This is a genomic window from Clostridium carnis (assembly GCF_054657435.1).
Genome location: NZ_BAAHYS010000001.1, coordinates 2,895,942 through 2,921,805, shown reverse-complemented (window position 1 = coordinate 2,921,805; position 25,864 = coordinate 2,895,942). Strand labels below are relative to the sequence as shown.

The following is a 25,864-nucleotide window of genomic DNA, read 5'->3' as shown; positions in this document are numbered from 1 at the left end:
AGAATAAAAAGGGAAAAAAGTTTTTTTGTCGAATTAATAATATATTAGGATAGGGGAGAATTATGAAAGAAATTGTAAATGATTATAAGGAGTCTTTATTAAGAAGTCATAAGAGTGAAAATACGGTTTATGCTTATGTTACAGATGTAAATTTATATGTTAAGTACTTAAATAGTAAGAATTTAGATATTAATGAAACTGATAATGTTTCTGTATTAGGTTATATTCAATATTTATTAAGCCAAGGAAAATCAGAAAGATCAATAAATAGAATAGTTATAAGTTTAAGAAGCTTTTATAACTATTTGAAAGATCAGAAGGTAGTTAATGAGATTCCTAAAATATACTATAAAAATACAGCTACAACAAAGAAATTACCTGAGATATTAACAGTTGAAGAAGTTGATAAAATAATTAAAATTGTTGATAGGGATTGTAATAAGGGAATAAGAGATAATGCATTACTAGAGCTTATGTATGCTACTGGTATGAAGGTTTCTGAGATAATAGGTTTAAAAGTATGGGATGTAAACCTTGAATTATCATATGTAAAGTGCCATGATAATAAAAATTATGAAAGATTAATTCCAATAGGACGAAGTGCAGCGGAAGCACTAAAAGAATATTTTAAAATTAGAAACCAAATTGCATCAGCAGGTGTCGAAAATTTATTTGTAAATTTAAATGGAAATCAACTTACAAGACAGGGTGTCTGGAGAATAGTGAAAGAATATTCACATAGAGCAGGAATTAAAAAGGAAGTAAATTTAAATACATTTAGACATTCATTCGCAGTACACTTACTACAAAATGGTGCAAATGTTAGAGCAGTACAAAAGTTACTAGGGAATCAAGTTCTAACATATATGGATACGTATTATGAGATAATAAATAATGATAAAATAAACTTGGTATATAAAAACTCCCATCCTAGAGCATAATAAATAAGAAGTATTTTAGGGGCTTTATATTTTGAAAGGAGTAGATATAATGAAAAGAGTAATTTTAGTAGTAATGGACAGCTTAGGAGTAGGTGAATTACCAGACGCTAAGGAGTATGGAGATGTAGGTAGTCACACTCTTGATAATATTTATAAAGCTTGTGGAGAATTAAAAATAAACAATTTAGAAAATTTAGGTATTGGTAATATAGAAGGAGTAACTACTATAAAAAAAGTAGAAAATTCTATTGGTGCTTATGGAAAGGCAATGGAAAGATCTAAAGGAAAAGATACAGTAACTGGACACTGGGAAATTGGAGGAGTTATTTTAGATACTCCACTTAACACTTATCCAGATGGATTCTCAGAAAATATTATTAATGAATTTTTAACTAAAACTAATAAAAAAGGTATTTTAGGAAATTGTGTAGCATCAGGAACAGCTATTATAGAAGAGCTTGGGGATGAACATGTAAAAACAGGATATCCAATAATATATACTTCAGCAGATAGTGTATTTCAAGTTGCAGCACATGAAGATGTAATTCCACTTGAAGAATTATATAAAATGTGTGAAATAGCTAGGGAAATGCTCGTTGGAGATAATGTAGTAGGTCGTGTAATAGCAAGACCATTTATAGGTGAATCAGGAAATTATAAAAGAACATCTAATAGAAGAGATTTTGCATTAGATCCATTCTCAAAAACAATTCTAGAATATATAAAAGAAGATGGAAAAGAAGTAGCAGCAGTTGGAAAAATTGAAGATATATATAATGGAAAAGGTGTTACTAAAGCAGTTCATACTAAAAATAATATGGATGGTGTAGATAAAACTTTAGATTATATGAATGAAGTCAAAGAGGGATTAATATTCACTAATTTAGTAGATTTTGATATGCTATATGGACATAGAAATGATCCTAAGGGATATGGAAAAGCAATTGAAGAGTTTGATATTAGATTAAATGAAATATTTAAAAATATGAAAAATGACGATATTTTAATATTAACAGCAGATCACGGATGTGATCCAACTACAGAAAGTACAGATCACTCAAGAGAATATATTCCTATTTTAGTATATGGAAATAATGTTAAGGGTGGGAATATTGGAATCAAGAATAGCTTTACAGATATAGGAAAGACTATATTAGATTATTTTAATATAGAAAATAATATTGTTGGAAAAAGTTTCTTAAAAGAAATACTTAAGTAGGAGGAAGTTATCATGAGAATGTACGACGTTATATTAAAAAAGAGAAAAGGTGAGGAGCTAAGTAAAGAAGAAATTGAGTTTTTTGTAAAAGGATTTACAAATGGTTCTATTCCAGATTATCAAGCTTCAGCATTATTAATGGCAATTTTCTTTAATAAAATGAGTAAAAAGGAAACAGCTGATTTAACTATGGCAATGGTTAATTCAGGAGATAAAATAGATTTAAGTTCTATTAAGGGAGTAAAAGTAGATAAACATTCAACTGGTGGAGTTGGAGATAAGACTAGTATATGTTTAACTCCTCTTGTTGCATCACTTGGAGCTCCAGTTGCAAAAATGTCAGGAAGAGGTCTAGGACATACTGGAGGAACTATAGATAAATTAGAGGCCTTTGATGGTTTCTCAGTTGAGTTAAGTGAAGAAGATTTTATAAAAAATGCAAATAATATAGGAATTGCATTAACAGGTCAAACTGGAAATATTGCACCAGCAGATAAAAAAATATATGCTTTAAGAGATGTAACTGCAACAGTTGATAATCTTTCATTAATTGCTTCAAGTATAATGAGTAAAAAAATAGCATCAGGTGCAGATGCAATTGTTTTAGATGTTAAGGTTGGTGATGGAGCATTTATGAAGACTCCAGAGGCAGCAAAGGAATTAGCAAGAGCTATGGTTGATATAGGGACATCAGTAAATAGAAAAACTATAGGTGTAATTTCTGATATGGATCAACCATTAGGTTATGCTATAGGAAACTCATTAGAGGTAATAGAGGCAATAGAGTTACTAAAAGGTAATGGGCCAAAAGATTTGCTTGAGTTAGTTTTAACACTAGGTAGTTATATGTTAGTTTGTGGTAAGATTGCAAGTAACTTTGAAGAAGGTAAGGAATTGCTAATTAAAAACATAGAAAATGGTAAAGGTTTAGAAAAGTTAAAGGAATTTGTAGAAGCACAATATGGTGACTCTTCATTTGTAGATGATACATCTAAATTACCAAAAGCAGAATATGTTATTGCAGTAAAAGCAAAAGATGAAGGCTATATATCTAAAATAAATGCTGAAGCTTTTGGAATAATTGCTATGGAACTTGGAGCTGGAAGAGAGACAAAAGAAAGCGTAATAGATTTAGCAGTAGGAATAGTTTTAAACAAAAAAAGAGGAGATTATATAAAGGAGGGGGATGTACTTGCATATATTCATAGTAATGATATGAGAAAAGCAGAAAAAGCTAATAATGATATATTAAAGAACATTATTATTACTAAAGACAATACAAATAACATTCCACTTATATATGATGTGATAGAATAAATATTATAAATATGATAAGAAGAATTTTCGTTCTTTTTATCATATTTTTATTTTTTATGGTAATAATAAGCTTGAAGGGAGGCAATAGTATGAATAATAAATACATTAAAAAGATTGCTGTAATATGTTTAAGTTTATTTTGTATAACTTCTTTTCCAGTAAAGGCATATTTAGAGCCATATGATGAAGCAGAGGAAACTTATGAAGAATGGACCACTGAGGTATTTAATGATGAAGGTATTAATGTAGAGGCAAGATCTGCATTATTAATGGAGCCTATTACAGGGAAAATAATCTATGAAAAAAATATAGATGAAAAATTTGCACCTGCATCAGTTACAAAAGTAATGACTATGCTATTAACAATGGAGGCTGTAGATTCAGGCAAAATATCATTAGATGATAAAGTAACTTGTAGTGAAAATGCTAAAAAAATGGGTGGAAGTACTATGCTACTAGATACTGGAGAAGTAAGAACTGTAGAAGAACTTTTAAAAGGTGTAGCTATTGCATCAGGTAATGATGCTGCAGTAGCCTTAGCGGAGTATTTAGGAGGTACTGAGGAAGCCTTTGTTGGAATGATGAACAAAAGAGCTCAAGAGCTTGGAATGACTAATACTACATTTAAAAATTGTAATGGGTTGCCAATACAAGGTCATGAATCAACTGCAAGGGATATAGCTACTATGTCATTAGAACTATTAAAACATCCTACAATTTTAAAGTATTCAGGTACTTATATGGAAACTATATCAGAAGGTAGAAAATCTCCAATAGAATTAGTAAATCATAATAAGTTAGTAAGATTCTTTGAAGGTTGTGATGGATTAAAGACAGGATATACAGAAGAAGCAAAATATTGTATAAGTGCAACTGCAACTAAAGGTGGAGTTAGAATGCTTTCAGTAATAATGGGAGCACCTACTTATAAAGTAAGAAATAGAGATGCAGGAATGCTTTTAAATTTAGGATTTTCTAAATATGAAGGTAAAAAATTTGTATCTAAAGATGAAGATGTAGAAAATATTTATTTAAGCAAGCAAACAGATAAATATTTAGTTGCAAAAGCAAAAGATGATTTGGTGGTTGTAGTTGAAAAAGGAAATAATCAAGGACTAGAGAAGAAAATAGTTTTAGATGAAGTAAAGAAAGAATATAAAGCTGGAGATATTGTAGGTAAATGTGAGGTTTATCTAGGAGAAGAAAAGGTTGGAGAAGTGGAATTATATTCAGATAGAGATATTAAATTAGGTGGACTATTAGAAAACTTCAAATTTAATATGAAACATATGTTTAAAAAAGGCGTATAATAAAAATGGGATTTGATTTATATCAAGTCCCTTTTTAATAGTAAAAATAAAGTATTATATATTGTTCTTTAAAGTGAAAATTGATATCATATATTGTAGAAAACCATGCAAAAGGCGGTATGATATATATGGAAAAGCCAAATGTTAAAATTGCTAACTTTGAAGGACCATTTGATGTACTATTACATTTAATAAAAAAAAATGAAATGGATATTTATAATGTTGAAATATATAAAATTACTAATCAATACTTAAATTTCTTAGAAGAAATGAAAGAGATGGATCTAGAGATTACATCAGAGTTTATTGTTATAGCAGCAACATTGATAGAAATTAAATCTAAAAAACTACTTCCTAAAATAAAGGTAGATGAAGATAATGAAGAAGATGTAGAAAAAAAACTTTTAGAAAAACTAATAGAATACAGAAAAATAAAAAATGCTACTTTATTCTTTAGAGATAGATATATAACTTCAGGAGAAGTATATACTAAAAAGCCTGAAATTATAGAAGAGGTTAAACTAGAGAAAACTTCAGAAGACATATTTAAAAATATAACTTTATTAGATTTATATAATATTTATAATAGTTTATTAGAAAATTATAGACAAAAGTTAAATGATAATATTGTTCAAAGAAAAATATATATAGATAAATATAAAGTAGAAGATAAAATGAAAGAAGTTTTGGAAAAGATACATAATAAAAATATAATAGAATTTAATGAATTATTAATAGATAGTGAATGTAAGCTAGAAACAGTTGTAATATTTTTAGCATTATTAGAATTAATTAAATTAAGGGAAGTTAAGGCTTATCAAGATGATAGTTTTGGAAATATTCTATTAAAGAGGAGAAAATATGAATAAAGTTAATATTAAACAATTTGAATTTGAAAATATAACAAATCCTAAAATAAAATCTGCAATAGAGGCATTGCTATTTGTAAGTGGAGAGCCTTTAACTATAAAAGATTTAAGTAATAGTATAGATGAACCCATTAGAGTAATAGAAACAGCAATAAGTGAAATGATAGCTGAATATGAAAAAGAAAATAGAGGAATAAAGATAATTTCTATAGATGGAAATTATCAATTAGCTACAAAATCAGAAAATAGTGATTATGTACAAAAGTTACTTAAAAAGAATAAAAGACAGTCATTATCACAGGCTTCCTTAGAAAGTCTTGCAATTATAGCATATAAACAACCAATTACTAGAGTTGATATAGATGAAATAAGAGGAGTTAAGTCAGATAGTGCTATACAAAAATTAATAGAAAGAGAGCTAGTTAAAGAAGTAGGTAGACTAGAGGTTCCAGGAAGACCAATGCTTTTTGGAACAACAGAAGAATTTTTAAGACAATTTGGACTAAGTGGATTAAATGAATTACCATCTCTTGATTTATATTCAGATAAAGATGATGACGAATCTATAAATTTAATTAATAAGGAAATAGAAAAATTATAATAAAAAACGGTATTATATACCGTTTTTTATTATAAGGTTAGTATAGATTATTTGATGATGAATCACTATCATCACATTCGCTATTAGTATAATTATCTTTACAATTAGATGATTTTTTAGATTTATTTGCACTCATGTCATTATAAAAACCTTTAAACATATCTAATACTTGAGGAACAGAATCAACTATTCTATCATAAGTATTATTTTGGTCTACAGGTAGTAGTCTAACATTATCATCTCTAACTACTAAAAAGGCTACTGGTTTTACAGTAACACCTGCACCAGATCCACCACCAAATGGATGCTTTGCATCTTTATCTGGAGCTGGCTTAGATTGTGATCCAAACTCGCTACCTCCAGATGCAAATCCGAAAGTAACTTTTGAAATTGGAATTATATAGCTTCCATCTTTTGTTTCTACAGCTTCTCCAATAACAGTATTAACATCAATCATATCTCTTAAATTTTCCATTGTACTTCTCATTAAGTTCTCTACTGGATGTTCATTTGACATAATATTTCCCTATAAGGGAGTCACCTCCTCTATTTTTATATAAGATTTATAAGTTAAATATAATATATATATAATTTGAGCAATATTAGTATAAAATATACTAGTAATATTAAATTTTAATAAATTACTCCCTTTGAATAATGGATGTATTTTTAAATCAAATTCTTTTATTGAAAATATTTTATCAATAAAGAATATAATTAAAGGATTTAAATTACACAAAAGTCCATATGATATTGCAGTATATGCAGAATCCTCAAGGTCAAAATAAAGATCCCCTTTTAATAAAAAGCCAGGTTTAAACTTATTTTGAGTTATTTTTAGGTAAAATAACTTAAGTGATAGTTTTTTTGCTTTTAATTTTTTGCTATTGGGGGTAGAGGTATTAGACTCCGATTTAATATCTTTTGATGAGGATTTGTTTTTACGATTATTATTAACATTTGAAATTATTCTGCTTAGATATTTATTTCCAATACCTTTATCAGGCGAAAATATAGTTAATTTAAATAATTTTAAAGCATAATAGTTTTTATCTACTATAATCGTTATTTTTAATGGAATTGGAATTAAAAAAAGCAACAGTAAAATTGAAAAGATTAATAATAAAACCATAATTATCCTCCTATTTTGGCTAGTTAATAGTATTCCCATAAATGAATAAAATAATCTAAAAAATTACTTAAATTTATGTTTAAAACATAAAAAAATGAACAAACTATCTTTAGATGATTAGTATAGAGGGTGATTTTATGAATAAAAAATATTTTAAAAAATTAAGTGTAATGATATTAACTATTTTAGTTAGTCTACAATTTCAAATTAATTATCCAAAAGCATTTTTATTAGAAGATGACTATATGGACATAGATGATGAGGTTATAGATTTAGACAATATAAATATATCAGATGTAAATAATAAGGTAGATTTAAAAACTCCTTTAAGAGTTAGTGCAAGGTGTGCAATTGCTATTGATGGATCATCAAAAGAAGTTTTATGGAATCAAAATGGATATGAAGTAGTTCCAATGGCTAGTACAACTAAAATTTTAACTTCTCTTATAGCAATTAATTATGGTAATTTAGATAGAAAAGTAACTATTAGCAAAAATGCTTCATCAATAAGGGGGTCTACAGTAGGATATTCAGCTGGTGAAGAAATTACAATGAGAGAGCTTCTATTTGGACTTATGTTTAGATCAGGTAATGATGCAGCAATTGCTATAGCTGAAGATATAGGTGGTTCAGTAGAAGGATTTGCTAATATTATGAATGACTTTGCAAAAAGTATTGGAATAATAGACTCTCATTTTGAATCTCCACATGGATTAGATAGTTCAAAACATTATTCTTCAGCTTATGACTTAGCAATTTTAACCTCAAAGGGAATGGAAAGTGAAGTTTTTAGAGAAATTGTTGGTGAAAAAGTAATTACTAAAGATAAATATAATTTTACTAGAGATTATCAAAATATAAATAAAATACTATATAGAATACCTGGAGCAAATGGTGTAAAAACAGGATATACTGGTCAGGCAGGAAAATGTCTTGTATCATCTGTTAATTATGAAGGAAGAAATATAATAATGGTAGTTCTTAATTGTGTTGATAGATGGAACCAAACAGAAAAAATATTTAATTATGTTATTAATACTAATACCTTTAAAAGTACATTAAAAAGAGATATTTTAGAAAAACAAGGATTTATGAATTTAGGTTCAATTATAGAAGATAGTGATTTTACTTATGGATATAAGGAGACAGATAACTTAGAGGTAGAAGTTTTTAATCCATCTAAAGATATTTTAGAAGGAGATATAGTAGGAAAAGTAAGTATTAAGGATGAAAAGTTTGAAAAATGTAAAACTCCACTAATAAGTACAAAAAACATTTCAAAAGAAGAATTTCAGAAGATAATTTTTAATAATTAATTAAAAACCTTTATTAATTAATATTTTTAGATTTTTAGTATAAAAAGTTAACTATTAGGGATAATAATTAATGATTACGAATGTATCCTAAATTATTATGAATTTATTAAAATAGTACTAATAAAAATATTAGTACTATTTTACTATATAAATAAGAAAATCGCTTTTAATAATATAAAAATTATCAAAAGCGATTTTCTTATTTTAAATTTTCATTATAAAAATTAATATCTATATAAGTTTTTGTTCAAATACACCATCTAAATTTAACTTTTTAATTCTATTTGAAATTTCTTTTTTATCAAGTGAATATAATCCTAACGCACACATTCTTTTAAAATATTCTGCGCCAGCAAAGGTATATCTATTTCTTCTTCCCTCTCTAGTACTTGCTTTTTCATTTGCGTAAGAAATTATATCTCCTATTGCTATTGAAGCAGGTAATATTAAAAGGGGAATACCTATTGCTAACCTTACAGCATTATGTCCTGCTAGACTACCAGTACAAATAGCTTCTGTATGACCAACAAAAAGCCCACTTTTTTCTCCAGCACAGAATAAATTATCTACACCTTTAACTTTTAAATCATTAGTTCTTGGAGCTACTGAAAGATATCTTATAGAATTTCCTTTACTTCCAGCATATGGATCAACATATTTTGCTTTTTCTAAGCCTTTTATTTTTCTTAGCTTTACTAGAGGATAATAAGTAGTCATTAACTTTGCGTGTCCAGTATCTAGTAAAATAATATTTTCTGCAAATTCCTTTAAAGCATATTGTTGACATACCTTCGCATTTAATTTATCGTAATTTATATCTTCATTAGGAACTTTTAAAATTACTTTTCCTGTTTCATTTAATTCTTTTAAAATTTCTTCAGATAAACTTTCTTTTGCAAGTTTACATGATCCAGAAAATGCACCTAATATATCCTCATCACGTTCACCTTGTATATCAGATACACCACATCGTTCACTAATACTTAATCTTGGACCAAAGGCAGGACATCTTAAGACACACATTGAACAACCATTTCCATATCGTAAACAATTTCCCATAGGACCTGTTGTACCTGTTGTTTCTATAAATACATCTCCTTCAATATAAGTATCATCACTTAGAAATATTCCTTTAATTTTATTACCATCAATTTTTATATCTTTTACTCGACTTTCTGTATAAATATTTATACCCATTTTTTTTAGGTATTCAGAAACATTTCCTTCTATTATATTTACATCATATAATGTTGCATGTTTATGTCCAGGAAATTCTATATCTTTATGTCGAGCTGAGTCATCAACAACATTAATTAAGTCACCCGCACCTAAATCTATTAATTCTTCTGAAGCCGTCCATCTACCGTTATTTCTCATTATTCCACCAACGTTACCTAATCCTAATAAAAGGTCTGTTTTTTCAAAAAGATGTACCTCTGCTCCTGCTTTTTTAGCAGTTACAGCTGCAGCGCAACCAGCCCAACCAGCTCCAACAATTATAACTTTTATCATATAAATCTTCTCCCTTCAAAAACATTTCTAGGATCATCTTGAACTTTACAAAAACGCTTAACTCTATGTCCAGAAAATCTAGCTGTACAACTTCCACATACGCCCTCACCACAACACATTTTTACATTGTTGCAGCATGATAATTGAATATTGCTTGCACCTAATTCATCTAAATATTCTATTATCTTTACAGTTAATATATCTGCTCCTGCTACATGTATATATTTAATATTTTTTTCATTAATCATATTTTTAATAGCAAGTTTAACTTCTAAAGATAAGTTTCCTTTATCTATTACATTCATTTCTATTGGGTTTAAATGATATTCTTTTAATAAATCCTCTACATATATTCTATTATAGGGTGTCTTATCTAAAATTAAATTTACTTTATTATTATTTAATGTAAGCTTTCTTATAACAGGCATCATTGGAGCCATTCCTATTCCTCTTGCTATAACTAACACATCATTTTCTTTTTGTCTTTGTATGTTTTTTATACCAAATACTCCATTCCAATAAGGTCCTCGTATTGTTATTTCATCACCTTTAGTTATATCTAATAGCTTTTTAGTTTTTATTCCTCGTATTTCTATCATAATAGTAATTATATTATTTTCTATATTAGAATCTAAAATTGATATTGGAACATCAAAATAAATATTTTCATCAGATCTAATGAAAATAAAACTTCCAGGTTTAACTAAATCTATAGCTAGCTTATGAGGTGATTTAAATTTAATTAATAAAACATCAGGCTTATATAGAATTTTTTCTTCAACGATACAATTATATGTTTTTCTACCTTCTTTCGCCTTTGATCCATTGTCTATAAATTCATGATATATACATACACCTTTCCAATTTAAACAATCACAAAAACAACTTCCTTGTAACTGAGAACATAATATACATTCACCAGATTCAGCTAAATGACAAGGACAAAACTCTGTACCTGCATCAATACAATCTACTGCTTCTTTAATCATTAACTCTCTCCATATTTATTGATTTCATAATAATAACTTATTTTAAAATTTTAAATTTGTTACATTTATAATATCTCTTAAATCAATGAATTTCCCTTTAATTCTACATAAAAAATATAAAAAGAAATTTAAGTATTTAATATAGGGAATTATAGTGTTAAAATTAAAGAAATATTATAGTTATTAAAAAGGAGAAAGAGTATAGTAAATGTTTGAGTTTGATTTAATGAATATATTTGAGGGATTAGTAAGAAATTATGTGAAGTTTGGGTTGAATAATGATAGCTCTAAAAGTGATATAATAAATCAAGAAGTTAAATATATAATATCTGTTGGAGAAGTATTAGGATATTCAGCTTTAGTAAATAATAGAGAAAAAGTTAGTGAATATAATAAAAAAAATATTGAAGTTCTTTGGAGAAAATATGATGATAAAAAAGCATTACCAAAGGAACTAGTTTTATATTTTTCTATAGAAGAAGATTTAATTAATGATATAAAAGCTATAGAAAATTTAATGATAACTATTAGTAATGAAAAAAATACACAATCTTTTATGCAATTTTTAGAGGTGTCTTCAAAAGAGAGAATAAGTTATATAAATAAGTTAATACAAAGTTCTAGATTTACTTTAAATAAGGATGTTTTATTAGTATACAAAATTCAAAATATTTTAGAAAAGAAAAGCTATTGGTATGCTTATTTATTTTCTGAAAATACCATAGTAAAAGAAAAAAAAGCATCTTCTTATGTAGATGTTTTAGGAATATTAAAAGCTAAGTTTAAAATTTAAAATGGTTAGTAATATTAAATTAATTTCTATATATAAGCAATATAAAAAGTGAAATTAATATAAAAATATTTTAAATTTTGGGAGATAAAATATGGGAGATATACTAGGAAAAGAGTTAGAAATAATAACTGAAGATATGTTTAATAGCATAGTTAAAATTAAATTTAATAATATATTAGATGGGTTTGAAATGTTTAAAAGTTCAACACTTACTATAAAAGAAAATAAAGATTTTAATTATAATGAAAAAGAATTTATTACTTTTTTAGAAAGAGCATATGTATTAAATAATAAAAAATCTATATCACTTGCAATTGATTTTTATATAAAAAATTTAAATGAAGATGAATTTGGGAATTTACTTTCGTTAAGTAAGAATGAAGATAAGCCAATTTTACAAGAAATTTATAATAATAAAGAACTAAACTCAATTTATTTTATTGTTAAGGATATAAAGATAATACCATTTTTAACACGATTATCAACTAGAGAATTATTTTTTATAACGTATTATTTTTTAGATATACCGTTAACTATTTGGGGAAATTATAATTTAAATTTTCCAGTGTTTTATTTAGAAGAAAAACATATTGAAAATTATAGAAAAATAAGTAAAGAAATGAATATTCAATTATAATATATTAGAATATTAGTTTAATTTAATATAAATATCTACATTAAATGAAAATAAGTACGGGGTATAACATTGTAATCCGTACTTATGTTTTATATAAAGCATGTACATAATTAAGAAATGCTATATTTTTTTACTATAGTAGATAATCTAAATTCTCCATTTTCAATAAATCGAGTATACCATTTAACAGGAATAGTAGTAGAGTCGTTTGATGAACTAATACTATCACAAAATTTATTTTTTAGAATAGGATATAAAATTTCATAATCATTTTTATTTTTAGTAACTATTAAAAGCATATATTCATGATCTGTACATAAAAAGTTTAAAGAATTTAAATCTACAATTAATGAGTCATTTAGAATTTCTGACTCACAATAGTATATTTCTCTAGTCTTAATGTTTTTAAGTACAACTACGAAATCTTCATATAAAGAAAAATCAGTTTCAGATAATTTCAAATTTAATTTACAGTTTATAAGATCAAAAGAAGATATATGTTTATGCTTTAAAGATGAATTAAATAAATAGTTTTTAACAACTTCTTCTTTTATATTTTTGTGGTTCATAATATTCCTCCTCAAAAGTTAATTTACATTTATTAATAATATATAGAAATATATTTATTTAGTTACAGTTATTATTGAATATTTTACCATAAAAAAATGATTTAGAACATTACTTTTCTGAATAATTAGAAAAATAATATTTTTCAGAAAATAGCATATGTTGAACATTATACTAAGTTAAAATATTAATTTAAGAAAAAGTTAATTGAATTTAAAGGAAGATATTAATATAATTAGGTTGTACTATATTATATAGTATAGTTTGCTTTTTACGTATAAGGGGGATAAAAATGAAGAAGTCAACGAGCTTAGCAATTGGAATACTTGCAATTGTTTTTTTTATTATAACGGCTTTTATAAATTGTAATAAGATTTACGAAAAACAAATAAAATATGAAGATCCAGAAAAAGTGTTAGAGAACTTTTTGCTTTATTTTAATGTAAAAGAAGAAATAGTGAAAAATCTAAATTATACTAAGTTAGTTATACCAAATGAATTTTATGAAAGCATTTCTAAAAGATATAGATTATATATAGATAATGACACCTATTATGGATATCTAAATAGTAATCTTCCTAGTTTTATAGAGTACGATATAGAAGAAGTTAAAGGAAGAGAACTGGAATATATATCTAAAAAGCATTTAGAAACTTATGAGGCAATTAAGACTTATAAAAACATAAATGATGTAAGGTATTATAAGGTATATGGTAAAGGAGTATATAATAGACAGTTTATTAAAAGAGATATAAAGAATAATAAACTAAATATAGATAGTAATGAATATGTAGATTCTAGCCTATATATAGTAATAGTTGATGAGGGGGAGGGCTATGTAGTTGATTATTATGAAGAATATGGTCCTTATAATATAGAAAATAAGGGGTGATATAATATATGTTTAAAGTGAATAATTTATCACTAAAGTTAAATGATAAATATATTTTAGAAGATATAAATTTTGAAGTTAAAAGAGGTAAAATATTAGGCATAGTTGGACCGAGTGGTGTAGGTAAAACATCATTAATTAAAAGTATGGTTGGTATTTATAAAGGGACTAAAGGAAATGTATTACTAGATAATGAAGATATATATGATAATATAGAAATTAAGAAAAGAATAGCGTATGTGCCTGATGAACATAATAGTTTTTATTTAATTACATTAAAAGAAATTATAGAATATTATAAAAGTATATATGAAAATTTTGATGAAAATAAATTTTATATGATTAATAGAATATTTAAAATTCCTATAAATAAAAGATTTTTGCAACTTTCAAAAGGAATGAAGGTAAGAGTAAATTTGATGATGGCCTTTTCAATTTGCTCAGATATAATTGTTTTAGATGAGCCGACATCTGGATTAGATCCTATATTAAAAGAAAAGGTTTTAAAGTTAATAGTAAATGAATCCAAAAAGAATAAAGCTATAATAATATCATCACATAATCTATATGAGCTTGAAAGAATATGCAATGATATTGTTATACTTAATAATGGTAAAGTTGAGTACTATAATTCTTTAGATAATATAAAAAGAAATATGAGAAAAATACAAGTAGCTTTTAAGGAGCCTGTTTATGAAGAAGACTTAAATTTAGAGGGAGTTTTAAATATTTCTCAAATTGGCAGAGTATTTACGATTATTACAGAAAAATATAATGATAATTTTAAAAGTTCACTTGAAAGCCTTAATCCATTGTTTATAGATGAAATAGGTTTAAGTTTAGAAGAAGTATTTATTAATAGGCTTGACGGGGGAGAAGGTAATGAAGAAATATTTAAATAAAAGCTTATATTTTCAAGGAGATAAAAACATTTTTATATTTTTAATGGTTTTATATATTAATACATTTATAATATTAAATCTAATTATAGCAAAGTGGTTTAGAAATTTTTCAAAACAAATTTTATATACTTATAAAAATATATATTTTCAATCAATATTTGCTTATGGAACAATATTTATACTTATACTATTTTTATTCATAAATTTTTTAATAGTTGCAGGACTACATAAAAGAAAAAAATGGTCAACACTTTTATCAGGACCTTTTAGAAGAAAAGATATTCGTATAAGAGAAATTATTATTATGTTAATTTCTATATTGGTATTTATAGGGATTTACTTGGTAATAATCGCTAGAGAAGCTATTATTTATAAGGACATCCTTAAATATACAACTGTTTTTAATACTATCATAGTAATAGATATTCTAAAGATAGTTTCTATATCATTAATAGTAATAGGGAGTTTATTTTTTATAGATAATATTTTTTCAAATGTACTATTTCTTACTGGTGGAATTATATTTGGATTTATGTATTTTTTTGCTTTATTTTATAATTTATTTAATAATATATTTTATTCAAAGTTTATGGATAATATATATTTATTTATAAATTACATCTTAGATTTTATTGGTGGTAATATTATTTTAAATTTAAATATAGGCTATAATATTATTATTTCACTAGGATTTATATTTATAGGAATTATTCTTTTAGTTTCCTCTGTAAAGATGACAAAATATATGAAGGTAGAGAATATGGGAGATGGAATTATTTTTAATTTTTCAAAGAAAATATTTAAAATTATGATTTGTACCTTCATTGGGTTAGTATTATCTCCATTAATAATTTCACTAATAGAGTCTGAATTTTTATATTATACTTTAGATGGTGTACAATTATTTGTCTATAGATTTATAATTATTAGTATTTCAAGTTTAATTACTTATTTAGTGTTAAAAAGAATAGAAAAAAAATTAAAAAAATGCTGGTTAATTAATTAATCAGCATTTCAATCATTATATCTAAAGTAGCTTTTGTTTTCTTTAAGTTATTAATATACTCTACAATATGGTGTTTATAAAAATATACTCCATCGTCAGTTATAGAGTATATTTTTTTTGTGCGTTTATTTAGAAATTCATCCCCAGACCAAGTGCTAACTACATATCCTTTGTTTTCTAAGTCGTAAAGAGTTTCATATATAGAACTAGATGATACAGGAAATGGTAATTGTGAATTTGAAAAACGTTCTTTAAATATTTCTAATACTTTGTTTCCAAATATATTCTCACCTTTAGATAGTTCTTTTAAAATATAAAAGCTATATAACATCTTAGTATTTACAACATTTCTAGGGGCTACTAATCGATTTCTAGTACTCATTTAATCTCCTCCATTAAGCTATTTACTTTATTATATCATAAATATACATCTTAAATAAAATACTCGTAAATAATTATAATAAAAAATAAGCTATAAGTTCAGAACCAAAAAGCTAAATAAAGAATACAATATACTATACTAAAGAGTAGGAGTTGATATACATGTCAAAGAAATCATGTTGTTGTAACAGTTGTTGTAACAGAAATTGTGGTTGCAATAACTTCTGCAACTCTTGGGGAAATGGTTGCGGAAACGGATGTGGATGCGGATGTAACTTTAACAATTGCTGTAATGGCGGTTGGGGAAATGGTTGCGGAGGTTGTGGATTTTTCCCATTATTCTGGTTATTGCTACTTGGTGGCGGCTGTTTCTGGTAAAGAGAATAAAAGGGTACTTTTTATAGTACCCTTTTATTTTTTCGCAATAATATATCGATACATTTGACTGTAAAATAATAAACTAATATTATAAATATATATTATACAAAAAATGTAAGGGGGATTTTTTTATGAATTCTAAGACAAAAAAGATAGTAATTATAGGGGTGTTAGCTGCAATGTGTTTTGTTGGAACATTTATAAATATTAGAATTCCGATAGGATCATCAATGTCAATGATTCATTTAGGAACTACTTTAATATTTATAAGTGCTACACTTATTGGAAAAGATGCAGGCTTAGCAGGAGGAATAGGTTGTGCATTATTTGATTTATTAAGTGATTTTGCAGCTTGGACAATTCCAACACTAATAATAAAAGGTCTTACTGGATATATAGCTGGTAAAATATCATTTTCAAATGGAAATAATGGTAAAAATTTAAAACTAAATATTTTAGGTTTTATTTGTGGTGGAATAGTATCACTTATGGGATATTTTATATCTAATTTAATTATTTTTGGTAAAACATGGGCGGTTGCAATAGCAAGTTTAAGTACATCTTTAGTTACTACAACTATAGGAATAATTATTGCTATACCATTGTCAATTGCAGTTAAAAAGGTTCTTGATAAAACGAGTATTGTAAAATATTAACATAAAAGTATAAAATATAATTACTATTGAAGAAAATGTATTATATTATAAAACATTTTATATAAATTTTATCTATATGTATAGCAGTAAAAATATTTTTATATTTTTATAAAAATATGAGATAATATTAGTACTAGTACAAACTATACATATGAGGTGATAAGAATGTTTGAAAATAGAGAATACTGTGAAAACTGTAAAAAGTTTGAATATTTTAATGTTGAGGAAGAAATAAAAAGTAAAGATTTTAATATTGGAAAGATTAAATATAAATGTTATAAAGCTATTTGTACTGAATGTAAAAGTGAGATATATTCTTATGTGATTAGTAAAAAAAATAAAGATGAATTAAATAAAGCAATTAAAGAATTAGAAGAAGAGTATAGTATTATAGAAATGTTAAAAAAAGTAGGCAATAAAAAAGTAGTAAAAGATCATTCTGAGGAAGAATTATTAAATGAGATTAGGGCAATTTTTTTAAAAAACAAAAAAGATTCTTAAAACTTAAATATTTATATAAATAAACTAATATATATGTATAACTGGAGAATTAAAATCTAAAAGGAGAGAAGTGCACTATGTTAGATTTATTTGTATATTTAGATGAAACATTAGTTAGAAATTTGGACTCTATGGTTTTAAATGGTTATATAGATATAAGAACACTAAGGAATATTACAGATAAGACTTTAACAGGAAGTGTAAGATTAAGTGCAAGAGGAGCTTCTAATGAAGAGAGAAAATTAATTAATGATGAAAATGATGGATATAAGGGTAAACATACTGGATGCAATAATCAACAACAAAATAGTAATGAAAATAATAGTCAATTAGAAGATAGAAATTTTAATAGAAGAGAAGAAGAGATACGAACAATAAAAGCTAATTTCTCTTTTCATCAAGAGTTATTAAATAATTTAAAAAGTAGCAATGAAATAAGAGAAATTAATGATAATAATTTAAACGTATCATCGTTACAAGTTGGAGAATATATAGAGGTAAAAGGTACTATAAATACTTTATCAATAGTAACATACTTAGATATTTTAATAAGCATAATAAGTAGTTATAATATAGATTTTTTAAATGGACTTAGAAAAAAAGATGATAAATTAAATCTAGATTTTTTGAGTATATCTAATATATTAACTAGTCTAAAAAATTCTCTTATAAAAAATGGAACTCAAGATTTAATTATGGACATAGATGAAAATAAAAAAATTTTAATGGTTATAAATGAAAATAATTTTTTAAATAATAATGCATATATGTTTGATTTAGCATATTGTAAATGTAAAGTATTTGGAAAAATTATTAAAATTATGAACAATGAAAAAATAAGTTTATTAAGAAAATGTACTATTGAAAGTTATTATGAAAAAATGCTAAAAAGTTTAGAACCATACTTTAATTTATTGAATGGAGAAAATATTCCTATCCCAGATAAACCTAACTTATATTTAGAAGGAGAAATACTACTATTATTACCAATTAGCATATCAATTTAATATTCAATAAAAAAGAGCATATGCTCTTTTTTTTATTGAATTTAAATAGAAAATAACTTTTTTAATTATAGAAATGGAAAATAAAATACTGTATAATAAGAATTTGATTAAAGTAAAAATAAAGTACATAGTAAGCGAGGAGAAAAAATGAAAATTGGATTTGACCATAAAAAATATCTAGAAGAACAATCTAAGTTTATTTTAGAAAGAGTAAATAACTATGATAAATTATATTTAGAATTTGGGGGGAAACTTCTATTTGATCTTCATGCTAAAAGAGTTTTACCTGGATTTGATGAAAATGCTAAAATAAAATTACTTCATAAGTTAAAGGAAAAAGTTGAAGTTGTTATATGTGTATATGCAGGGGATATAGAAAGAAATAAAATAAGAGGCGATTTTGGAATTACATATGATTTAGAAGTTTTAAGATTAATAGATGACTTAAGAAGTTATGAACTTGATGTTAATAGTGTTGTAATTACTCGTTATGATAGTCAACCTGCTACAACAGTATTTATTAATAAATTAGAACGTAGAGGAATTAAAGTATATAAACATAAGTCAACTAAGGGATACCCTACAGATGTAGATACAATAGTAAGTGATGAAGGATATGGTAAAAATCCATATATTGAAACTTCTAAGCCAATTGTAGTTGTAACTGCTCCTGGTCCTGGAAGCGGAAAGCTAGCTACATGTTTAAGCCAATTATATCATGAAAATAAACGTGGTAATGTTGCAGGATACTCTAAATTTGAAACATTCCCTGTTTGGAATGTACCTCTTAAACATCCGCTAAATATTGCTTATGAAGCAGCAACAGTAGATTTAAAGGATGTTAATATGATAGATTCATTCCATATGGATGCTTATAACAAAGTTGCAGTAAATTATAATCGTGACATTGAAAGTTTCCCTCTTCTTAAAAGAATTATTGAAAAAATTACAGGAGAAGAATCTATATTTAAATCTCCAACTGATATGGGAGTAAATAGAGTAGGATATGGTATTATAGATGATGAAGTTGTTAAGGAAGCATCAAAGCAAGAAATAATAAGAAGATATTTTAAGACGAGCTGTGAATATAAAAAAGGATATATAGACAAAGAAACTGCTAATAGAGCAAAATTAATTATGGAAGAACTAAACTTAAAAGAAACAGATAGAAAAGTAGTTATTCCGGCAAGAAATCATTCAGCAAAATTAAAACAACTAGCTAATAAAAATGAGGTTTGCCCAGCAGTAGCTTTAGAATTACATGATGGAACAATTTTAACAGGGAAAACATCAGAAGTTATGGATGCAACTGCAGCAGTAATTTTAAATGCTGTAAAACATTTTGCAAATATATCTGATGAAATACATTTAATATCACCTGTAATATTAGAACCAATAATAAATTTAAAGTCTAAAACTCTTGGAAGTAATAATACTGCTTTAAGCTGTGAGGAAATTTTAATAGCTTTAAGTATATGTGCAGCTACGAATCCAACAGCACAAGTAGCATTAGATAAATTACAAATGTTAAAAGGTTGCCAAGCACATTCTACTACTATAATAAGTGGAAGTGATGATCAAACATTTAGAAAGCTTGGAATTGATATTACTTGTGATGCACAATATCCAACAGATAGTCTTTATTATAATAATTAATAAAAAAACACATGTATATACATGTGTTTTTTTATTTTGAATTATTTTATTTATACTTTGGATATACTAAAAGTAATATTTTAAGAAAGTAGGAATCAATATGGATAAAAAAGAAATTGTTAAAATTATACCGTTAGGTGGACTTGGTGAAATTGGTAAAAATATTACAGCTTTTGAAATTGAAAATGAAATTATAGTTATTGATTGTGGCTTAGCTTTTCCAGATGAAGAAATGTATGGAGTAGATTTAATTATTCCAGATGTATCATATTTGTTGAATAATAGAGAAAAAGTTAAAGGGATATTTTTAACTCATGGACATGAAGATCATATAGGGGCATTGCCATATATTTTAAAGGAATTAAATGTGCCTGTATATGGAACAAGATTAACACTTGGAATAGTAAAGAATAAATTAAAAGAACATAATATACTATCATTATGTTCTTTAAATACTGTAGAAGCAGGTGCAGAAATTAAATTAGATAAATTTAAAATTGAATTTATAAGAAGTACACATAGTATAGCAGATTCATGTTGTATAGCAATACATACTCCAATAGGAGTTATTTTACATACTGGGGATTTTAAAATAGACTTAACTCCTATAGATGATTTATATATAGATTTAGAAAGACTTGCAACACTTGGAAAAGAAAAAGTATTATTGTTAATGGCAGATAGCACAAACTCTGAACGTAAAGGTCATACTATGTCAGAAAAAAGTATAGGTAATACATTAAATAGAATATTTGCTAATGGAAAAGGGCGTATTATAGTGGCTACCTTTGCTTCAAATATTCATAGAATGCAACAAATAATAGATGCATCAATAATATTTGATAGAAAAATAGCATTTAGTGGTAGAAGTATGGAGAGTATATCAGAAGTTGCTATGGAACTTGGCTATTTACATATTCCTGATGGTTATTTGATATCAATTGATGATATTAATAAGTATGAAAATAATAAAATAACAATAATAACTACAGGAAGTCAAGGTGAAGCTATGTCTGCTTTAGCTAGAATTGCTTATGATAACCATAGAAAAATAAAAATTGAATCTGAAGACTTATATATAATATCAGCATCACCTATACCTGGAAATGGAAGGCTTATATCAAAGGTTATTAATCAATTGTTTAAAAAGGGTGCTAATGTAATATATGAAGCTTTAGAAGAAGTTCATGTTTCAGGGCATGCTTATCAAGAAGAATTAAAATTAATGCATAGATTAATAAAACCTAAATATTTTATACCTATTCATGGAGAATATAGACATCTTAAACATCATAAGGATTTAGCATTAAGTCTTGGAATGAGTAAAGAAAATATATTTATTTTACAAGATGGAGATGTATTTGAATTAACTGAAGAAGAGGCGAAGGTTTCTGGAAAAATTAATACTGGAACAATATTTGTTGATGGTTTAGGAGTAGGCGATGTAGGAACTCTAGTCTTAAGAGATAGAAAATCTTTAGCACAAGATGGAATGGTTAATATAGTAGTTACAATAGAAAGAGATACCTATAGCATAATTGCGGGACCGGATATTATAACAAGAGGTTTTGTTTATGTTAAAGAGTCAGAACAACTTATTAATGATGTAAAAGAAATTGCTAAAAGTGAATTGCTAAAATGTCTAGATAATAGAGTAGTAGAGTGGTATTTAATAAAGACTAATATTAAAAAGTCTGTTGAAAAATATATTTATGAAAAAACAAAAAGAAGGCCTACAATTATTCCGATAATTATGGAAATATAATTATAAAAAATGTATTTTTAAAAACAATTGAAATATTTATATTTAATGATATAATACTATAAAATAATTAAAAATACATAGGAGGAATAAATGAAAAAGGTAGCAGCATTTTTTGATATTGATGGAACTATATATAGAGAAGGATTAATTACAGAAGTATTTAAAAAAATAATTAAATATGAACTTGTAAGTGAAAACAAATGGTATAAGGATGTAAGACCTGCATACCTTAAGTGGGATAAAAGACAGGGAGATTATGATACATATTTATTAAAAATGGTAGATATATATGTAGAAGCTATAAAAGGAATAAGTAAACATCATATTGATTACATAGCAAAGAGGGTAATAGAACAAAAAGGTGATAGAGTATATACATTTAGTAGAGAAAGAATTAAATGGCATAAGGAGCAAGGGCATATTGTAATTGCAATATCAGGTTCTCCAAGGGAGCTAGTAAAAGAAATGTCTGAAAAATACAATATGGATGATTATAGAGGAACTATTTATAAATTAGATGAAAATGAAAAATATAGCGGTGATATTATACCTATGTGGGATCATGAAAGCAAGTTAAAAGCTATATATGAATTAAAAGATAAATATGATATAGATTTAAGCAAAAGTTATGCTTATGGTGATACATCAGGTGATGTTACTATGTTTAATTCAGTAGGTGTACCGTATGCAATAAATCCTACTAAAGAATTAATATCTAAAATATTAGAGAATGATGAATTAAGAAAAAAAATAAAAGTTATAGTAGAAAGAAAAGATGTAACATATAATCTTGATATAAATTCTATAAATATATTATAAAATTCGCCCATATTATATTTTAAAATAATATGGGCGAATATTCTGAAAATTATATTGAAAACGTATTCTTTTGATGTTAATATAATAGTATAGAAATTTAAATTTATAAGATTAGAGGTGGAAATAAAAGTGAAGTCTGAAAGATTAAAAGTGTGTGTGCCGGACAATTTAGTAGTAAAAACAAATACTGTCTTTGAAAAACAATACAATAATTATCATGATTTAATTAATAGAAGAATTCATGAAGTGTTTAAGGAAGCTATAAAAGATGAAGATTTTATAAAGATAATATTATTCAATAATGACTTTCTTAATATATCTCCAGTAGAGACATTTTTATCTTTTTATTCAAGTAGAATACCAAAACTATCTGAAAGAAAACTTGCTTTTGTAAATGCATTATTTGAGAGTTTATTTAAAGAGGTTTTAGGACATAAAAAATATCATAATATTTTAAGTATTAATTATACTAAAACTAAATCTGAACAATATTAAGAAACTATTAAAGAGCTGGTGCACTAAATAATTAGTGCACAGTTTTTTGTTTTTAAATTAAAATATAAATAAAAAAACTTAAGAGGTGTATATTATAGACAATAACTTTTTATGATTATATAATTAAAATAAAAATATTTTTTATATAGGAGTAAAAGATGATACAACTTGAAGATAAAAAAATGTTAGAAAAAATAAAACATTTAAGAAAGGCTATAGAAATTGTTGGTGGAAAAGAAATACTAGAAGATAATCTAAATAATGAAGAAAACACATTAATATATATATTAAATTCTTCTTTATATAATAATAATAAAGTTAAAATATTAAATAAAGAATATACCTTAACTGAGTTGTTTAATATAAAGACAAGCTATGAAAAGGAATTCTTAAAAAACAAATCAAAAATAAGTGAAAAAGTTATATATAAAATAAGAGAATATAATACTAGTATGGAATCAAAAATAAAAAAATATAAAAAAGATAATAACTTTTCTAATCTAATGGATATAAAATATGAATTAAAAAAATTATATTCATATGATATTGATTCGTTAGTTCTAATGAGTATAATTTCTAATTATAATATGAATATTAGAGAAATTAATGTGGAGAGTTTTATTGGTGAATATTTAAATGAGAAAAGAGAAGAAATTTTACAGGGTATCTTAAGAAAATATGGAATATAATTAGAAATATAAACATTTTATACCTCTGATAATAATCTAAAAAAGTGGGAAACTATTATAGATAAATCTTTATAGAGGAGGATTTTTATTATGAATAAAATGGTCAAAAAAATGAAAAAGAAATTACATAAAAACAAATTAAAGAGTAATATTTTAATGGAAATGGCAGAGGATTTTATGGATATAATTCATGATGCAAAGTTATATAAGAAAATAAAGAAATAAATAAAAATAAACCTAGCATACCTTTGCTAGGTTTATTTTTATTTATTTCAATACATTTTATTTATTTTAAATCCATATTCTTTAAATGTATTTGTAACTAACTCTATGTGCTCATATCCATTAGTTTCAATAGTAACTTCTAATAGAACATTTCGTAATCTATTTACTGCTTTAAATTGATTATGCTCTAGTTTTACAACATTTGCATTAACCTGTGATAGTATTTTTGAAATTTCAAGAAGTTGTCCAGGAACATCAGGAAGTTCAACTGAAAAACAAAATAATCTTCCTCTTTCAACTAATCCATTATTAATTAGTGATGAAATTGTAAGCATATCAATATTCCCTCCACTAATTATAGAGACAATATTCTTGTCTTTATAATCTAGTTTTTTTATTGCAGCAAGTGATGCAGCTCCAGAAGCTTCAGCCAATAGTTTATGCTTTTCACTAAGAATTAAAAAAGCTTCAGCTATTTCACTATCAGAAACTGTTATAATATCATCTACATAATTTTTTATGATTTCAAATGTTAAATTTCCAGGGCACTTTACAGCTATTCCATCAGCAATTGTATTTATTGTATCTAAACAAACTAAATTACCGCTTTTAAAACTTAGCTCCATAGCATTAGCACCTTCTGCTTGAACTCCTATTATTTTTATATCCTGCTTAATTTCTTTAGCAGCTAATGCAATTCCACTTATAAGTCCACCCCCACCAATAGGACATATAATTATATCAATATCTTTTAAATCTTCAAAAATTTCAAGTGCTATCGTTCCTTGTCCATAAATTACATCCATATCATTAAATGGATGTAAAAAAATAGCACCTTCATTAATTTCAATTCTTTTAGCTTCATTATAAGCATCATCATAACAATTACCATATAAATGTACATTTCCACCAAAATCTTTTGTGGATTGGACCTTTAAGTAAGGTGTTGTTTTGGGCATAACAATAGTAGAGTTAACTTTAGTTAATTTTGATCCATATGCAACTCCTTGAGCATGATTACCAGCTGAAGAGCAAACTATTCCCTTACTTTTTTCCTCTTCTGTTAATGATCTTATTTTATTTAATGCTCCTCTAATTTTATATGCACCAGTAACTTGTAAATTTTCACATTTCATATAAATATTATTATTAGTATAAGCTGAAAATATTTCACTATATAATATTGGTGTTTTATTTATTACATCTTTAATATTTGATCTTGCTTGTTTAATTTTATCTAAATGCATAATTTTCCCCCTAAAGTATAGTCTATTAAAATTATATCACTA

General features: G+C 25.4%; 28 protein-coding genes and 1 pseudogene. 22 read left to right on the top strand and 7 right to left on the bottom strand.

The genetic code is table 11. The features are described from left to right. Positions 1-62: 62 nt before the first annotated feature. The 6 genes from ACYQ1T_RS14225 to scpB all read left to right on the top strand — a co-directional run bounded on the left by ACYQ1T_RS14225 (position 63) and on the right by scpB (position 6,257). On the top strand, positions 63-941 hold the full coding sequence (locus tag ACYQ1T_RS14225; protein ID WP_459835988.1) for a tyrosine-type recombinase/integrase: 879 nt from the start codon (positions 63-65) through the stop codon (positions 939-941). Positions 942-990: 49 nt separating this feature from the next. Further along, complete coding sequence (locus tag ACYQ1T_RS14220) at positions 991-2,160, top strand: phosphopentomutase (RefSeq protein WP_459835986.1); 1,170 nt, start codon at positions 991-993, stop codon at positions 2,158-2,160. 12 nt (positions 2,161-2,172) lie between these two features. Then, a complete protein-coding gene (locus ACYQ1T_RS14215) occupies positions 2,173-3,477 on the top strand; it encodes a pyrimidine-nucleoside phosphorylase (RefSeq protein ID WP_459835983.1) in 1,305 nt (434 codons plus the stop codon). An 89-nt stretch (positions 3,478-3,566) separates the two neighbouring features. Next, positions 3,567-4,787, top strand: coding sequence for a D-alanyl-D-alanine carboxypeptidase family protein (locus ACYQ1T_RS14210; RefSeq protein WP_459835981.1), 1,221 nt, complete (start codon positions 3,567-3,569; stop codon positions 4,785-4,787). Positions 4,788-4,915: 128 nt separating this feature from the next. Then, entirely contained in the window at positions 4,916-5,656 is a 741-nt protein-coding gene (locus ACYQ1T_RS14205) for a segregation/condensation protein A (RefSeq protein WP_459835978.1), read from the top strand. Continuing rightward, positions 5,649-6,257, top strand: coding sequence for an SMC-Scp complex subunit ScpB (scpB, locus tag ACYQ1T_RS14200; protein ID WP_459835976.1), 609 nt, complete (start codon positions 5,649-5,651; stop codon positions 6,255-6,257). Before ACYQ1T_RS14205 ends, scpB begins: the two co-directional genes overlap by 8 nt. Positions 6,258-6,294: 37 nt before the next feature. Here scpB and ytfJ read toward each other — a convergent pair whose 3' ends face one another. Together ytfJ and ACYQ1T_RS14190 are read right to left on the bottom strand one after the other, a co-directional pair. After that, a complete protein-coding gene (gene ytfJ / locus ACYQ1T_RS14195) occupies positions 6,295-6,774 on the bottom strand; it encodes a GerW family sporulation protein (protein ID WP_459835973.1) in 480 nt (159 codons plus the stop codon). 9 nt (positions 6,775-6,783) lie between these two features. Then, positions 6,784-7,389: a DUF2953 domain-containing protein gene (locus ACYQ1T_RS14190; protein ID WP_459835971.1), complete on the bottom strand. Its 606-nt coding sequence runs from the start codon at positions 7,387-7,389 to the stop codon at positions 6,784-6,786. 245 nt (positions 7,390-7,634) lie between these two features. On the opposite strand from ACYQ1T_RS14190, the pseudogene ACYQ1T_RS14185 reads away from it, so the two are divergent. Then, positions 7,635-8,465 (top strand): annotated as a pseudogene (locus tag ACYQ1T_RS14185) (D-alanyl-D-alanine carboxypeptidase family protein); the annotation flags it as partial. 471 nt (positions 8,466-8,936) lie between these two features. On the opposite strand, the gene ACYQ1T_RS14180 reads toward ACYQ1T_RS14185, so the two are convergent. Both ACYQ1T_RS14180 and ACYQ1T_RS14175 read right to left on the bottom strand, forming a co-directional pair. Further along, entirely contained in the window at positions 8,937-10,214 is a 1,278-nt protein-coding gene (locus ACYQ1T_RS14180; RefSeq protein WP_459836571.1) for an FAD-dependent oxidoreductase, read from the bottom strand. Further along, positions 10,214-11,206: a sulfide/dihydroorotate dehydrogenase-like FAD/NAD-binding protein gene (locus ACYQ1T_RS14175; protein WP_459835969.1), complete on the bottom strand. Its 993-nt coding sequence runs from the start codon at positions 11,204-11,206 to the stop codon at positions 10,214-10,216. The genes ACYQ1T_RS14180 and ACYQ1T_RS14175 overlap by 1 nt, the downstream gene beginning before the upstream one ends. Positions 11,207-11,414: 208 nt before the next feature. Between ACYQ1T_RS14175 and ACYQ1T_RS14170 the strand changes: the two genes are divergently transcribed. Continuing rightward, on the top strand, positions 11,415-11,999 hold the full coding sequence (locus tag ACYQ1T_RS14170; protein WP_459835966.1) for a hypothetical protein: 585 nt from the start codon (positions 11,415-11,417) through the stop codon (positions 11,997-11,999). A 91-nt stretch (positions 12,000-12,090) separates the two neighbouring features. Next, on the top strand, positions 12,091-12,636 hold the full coding sequence (locus ACYQ1T_RS14165; protein WP_459835964.1) for a hypothetical protein: 546 nt from the start codon (positions 12,091-12,093) through the stop codon (positions 12,634-12,636). Between the two features lie 110 nt (positions 12,637-12,746). On the opposite strand, the gene ACYQ1T_RS14160 is transcribed toward ACYQ1T_RS14165, so the two are convergent. Continuing rightward, positions 12,747-13,205 carry a hypothetical protein gene (locus tag ACYQ1T_RS14160; RefSeq protein WP_459835962.1) on the bottom strand — a complete coding sequence of 153 codons (459 nt, stop codon included), beginning with the start codon at positions 13,203-13,205 and terminating at the stop codon, positions 12,747-12,749. A 290-nt stretch (positions 13,206-13,495) separates the two neighbouring features. Here ACYQ1T_RS14160 and ACYQ1T_RS14155 point away from each other — a divergent pair, with 290 nt between their 5' ends. From ACYQ1T_RS14155 to ACYQ1T_RS14145, 3 genes are read left to right on the top strand one after another with little or no spacing between them, the layout of a single operon-like run. After that, positions 13,496-14,095 (top strand): hypothetical protein, encoded by a 600-nt coding sequence (locus ACYQ1T_RS14155; protein WP_459835960.1) that lies wholly within the window; start codon positions 13,496-13,498, stop codon positions 14,093-14,095. An 8-nt stretch (positions 14,096-14,103) separates the two neighbouring features. Then, the gene (locus ACYQ1T_RS14150) at positions 14,104-14,997 is read left to right on the top strand and encodes an ABC transporter ATP-binding protein (protein WP_459835958.1); all 894 of its coding nucleotides are present in this window, start codon (positions 14,104-14,106) and stop codon (positions 14,995-14,997) included. Beyond that, positions 14,978-16,003: a hypothetical protein gene (locus ACYQ1T_RS14145; RefSeq protein ID WP_459835955.1), complete on the top strand. Its 1,026-nt coding sequence runs from the start codon at positions 14,978-14,980 to the stop codon at positions 16,001-16,003. Before ACYQ1T_RS14150 ends, ACYQ1T_RS14145 begins: the two co-directional genes overlap by 20 nt. On the opposite strand, the gene ACYQ1T_RS14140 is transcribed toward ACYQ1T_RS14145, so the two are convergent. Next, positions 15,996-16,385, bottom strand: coding sequence for a PadR family transcriptional regulator (locus tag ACYQ1T_RS14140; RefSeq protein WP_459835953.1), 390 nt, complete (start codon positions 16,383-16,385; stop codon positions 15,996-15,998). The two genes, ACYQ1T_RS14145 and ACYQ1T_RS14140, sit on opposite strands and share 8 nt — an antisense overlap. A 161-nt stretch (positions 16,386-16,546) precedes the next feature. On the opposite strand from ACYQ1T_RS14140, the gene ACYQ1T_RS14135 reads away from it, so the two are divergent. The 10 genes from ACYQ1T_RS14135 to ACYQ1T_RS14090 all read left to right on the top strand — a co-directional run bounded on the left by ACYQ1T_RS14135 (position 16,547) and on the right by ACYQ1T_RS14090 (position 24,575). Further along, positions 16,547-16,762 carry a hypothetical protein gene (locus tag ACYQ1T_RS14135; protein WP_459835951.1) on the top strand — a complete coding sequence of 72 codons (216 nt, stop codon included), beginning with the start codon at positions 16,547-16,549 and terminating at the stop codon, positions 16,760-16,762. A 131-nt stretch (positions 16,763-16,893) separates the two neighbouring features. Beyond that, positions 16,894-17,418 carry an ECF transporter S component gene (locus ACYQ1T_RS14130; RefSeq protein ID WP_459835949.1) on the top strand — a complete coding sequence of 175 codons (525 nt, stop codon included), beginning with the start codon at positions 16,894-16,896 and terminating at the stop codon, positions 17,416-17,418. A 165-nt stretch (positions 17,419-17,583) separates the two neighbouring features. Continuing rightward, positions 17,584-17,919: a hypothetical protein gene (locus ACYQ1T_RS14125; RefSeq protein ID WP_459835946.1), complete on the top strand. Its 336-nt coding sequence runs from the start codon at positions 17,584-17,586 to the stop codon at positions 17,917-17,919. Positions 17,920-17,996: 77 nt separating this feature from the next. Continuing rightward, entirely contained in the window at positions 17,997-18,926 is a 930-nt protein-coding gene (locus ACYQ1T_RS14120) for a DUF6414 family protein (protein WP_459835944.1), read from the top strand. Between the two features lie 147 nt (positions 18,927-19,073). Further along, the gene (locus tag ACYQ1T_RS14115) at positions 19,074-20,582 is read left to right on the top strand and encodes a DUF1846 domain-containing protein (protein WP_459835942.1); all 1,509 of its coding nucleotides are present in this window, start codon (positions 19,074-19,076) and stop codon (positions 20,580-20,582) included. 100 nt (positions 20,583-20,682) lie between these two features. Next, entirely contained in the window at positions 20,683-22,347 is a 1,665-nt protein-coding gene (locus tag ACYQ1T_RS14110; RefSeq protein WP_459835939.1) for a ribonuclease J, read from the top strand. A 90-nt stretch (positions 22,348-22,437) separates the two neighbouring features. Next, on the top strand, positions 22,438-23,166 hold the full coding sequence (locus tag ACYQ1T_RS14105) for an HAD-IB family hydrolase (RefSeq protein ID WP_459835936.1): 729 nt from the start codon (positions 22,438-22,440) through the stop codon (positions 23,164-23,166). A gap of 129 nt (positions 23,167-23,295) precedes the next feature. Then, positions 23,296-23,661: a hypothetical protein gene (locus ACYQ1T_RS14100; protein WP_459835934.1), complete on the top strand. Its 366-nt coding sequence runs from the start codon at positions 23,296-23,298 to the stop codon at positions 23,659-23,661. Between the two features lie 158 nt (positions 23,662-23,819). Beyond that, positions 23,820-24,350 (top strand): hypothetical protein, encoded by a 531-nt coding sequence (locus tag ACYQ1T_RS14095; RefSeq protein ID WP_459835932.1) that lies wholly within the window; start codon positions 23,820-23,822, stop codon positions 24,348-24,350. Between the two features lie 90 nt (positions 24,351-24,440). Beyond that, positions 24,441-24,575: a hypothetical protein gene (locus ACYQ1T_RS14090; RefSeq protein WP_459835930.1), complete on the top strand. Its 135-nt coding sequence runs from the start codon at positions 24,441-24,443 to the stop codon at positions 24,573-24,575. A 47-nt stretch (positions 24,576-24,622) separates the two neighbouring features. Here ACYQ1T_RS14090 and ilvA read toward each other — a convergent pair whose 3' ends face one another. Next, positions 24,623-25,822, bottom strand: a complete 1,200-nt coding sequence (gene ilvA, locus ACYQ1T_RS14085) for a threonine ammonia-lyase (protein WP_459835928.1) — start codon at positions 25,820-25,822, stop codon at positions 24,623-24,625. Positions 25,823-25,864 lie beyond the last annotated feature (42 nt).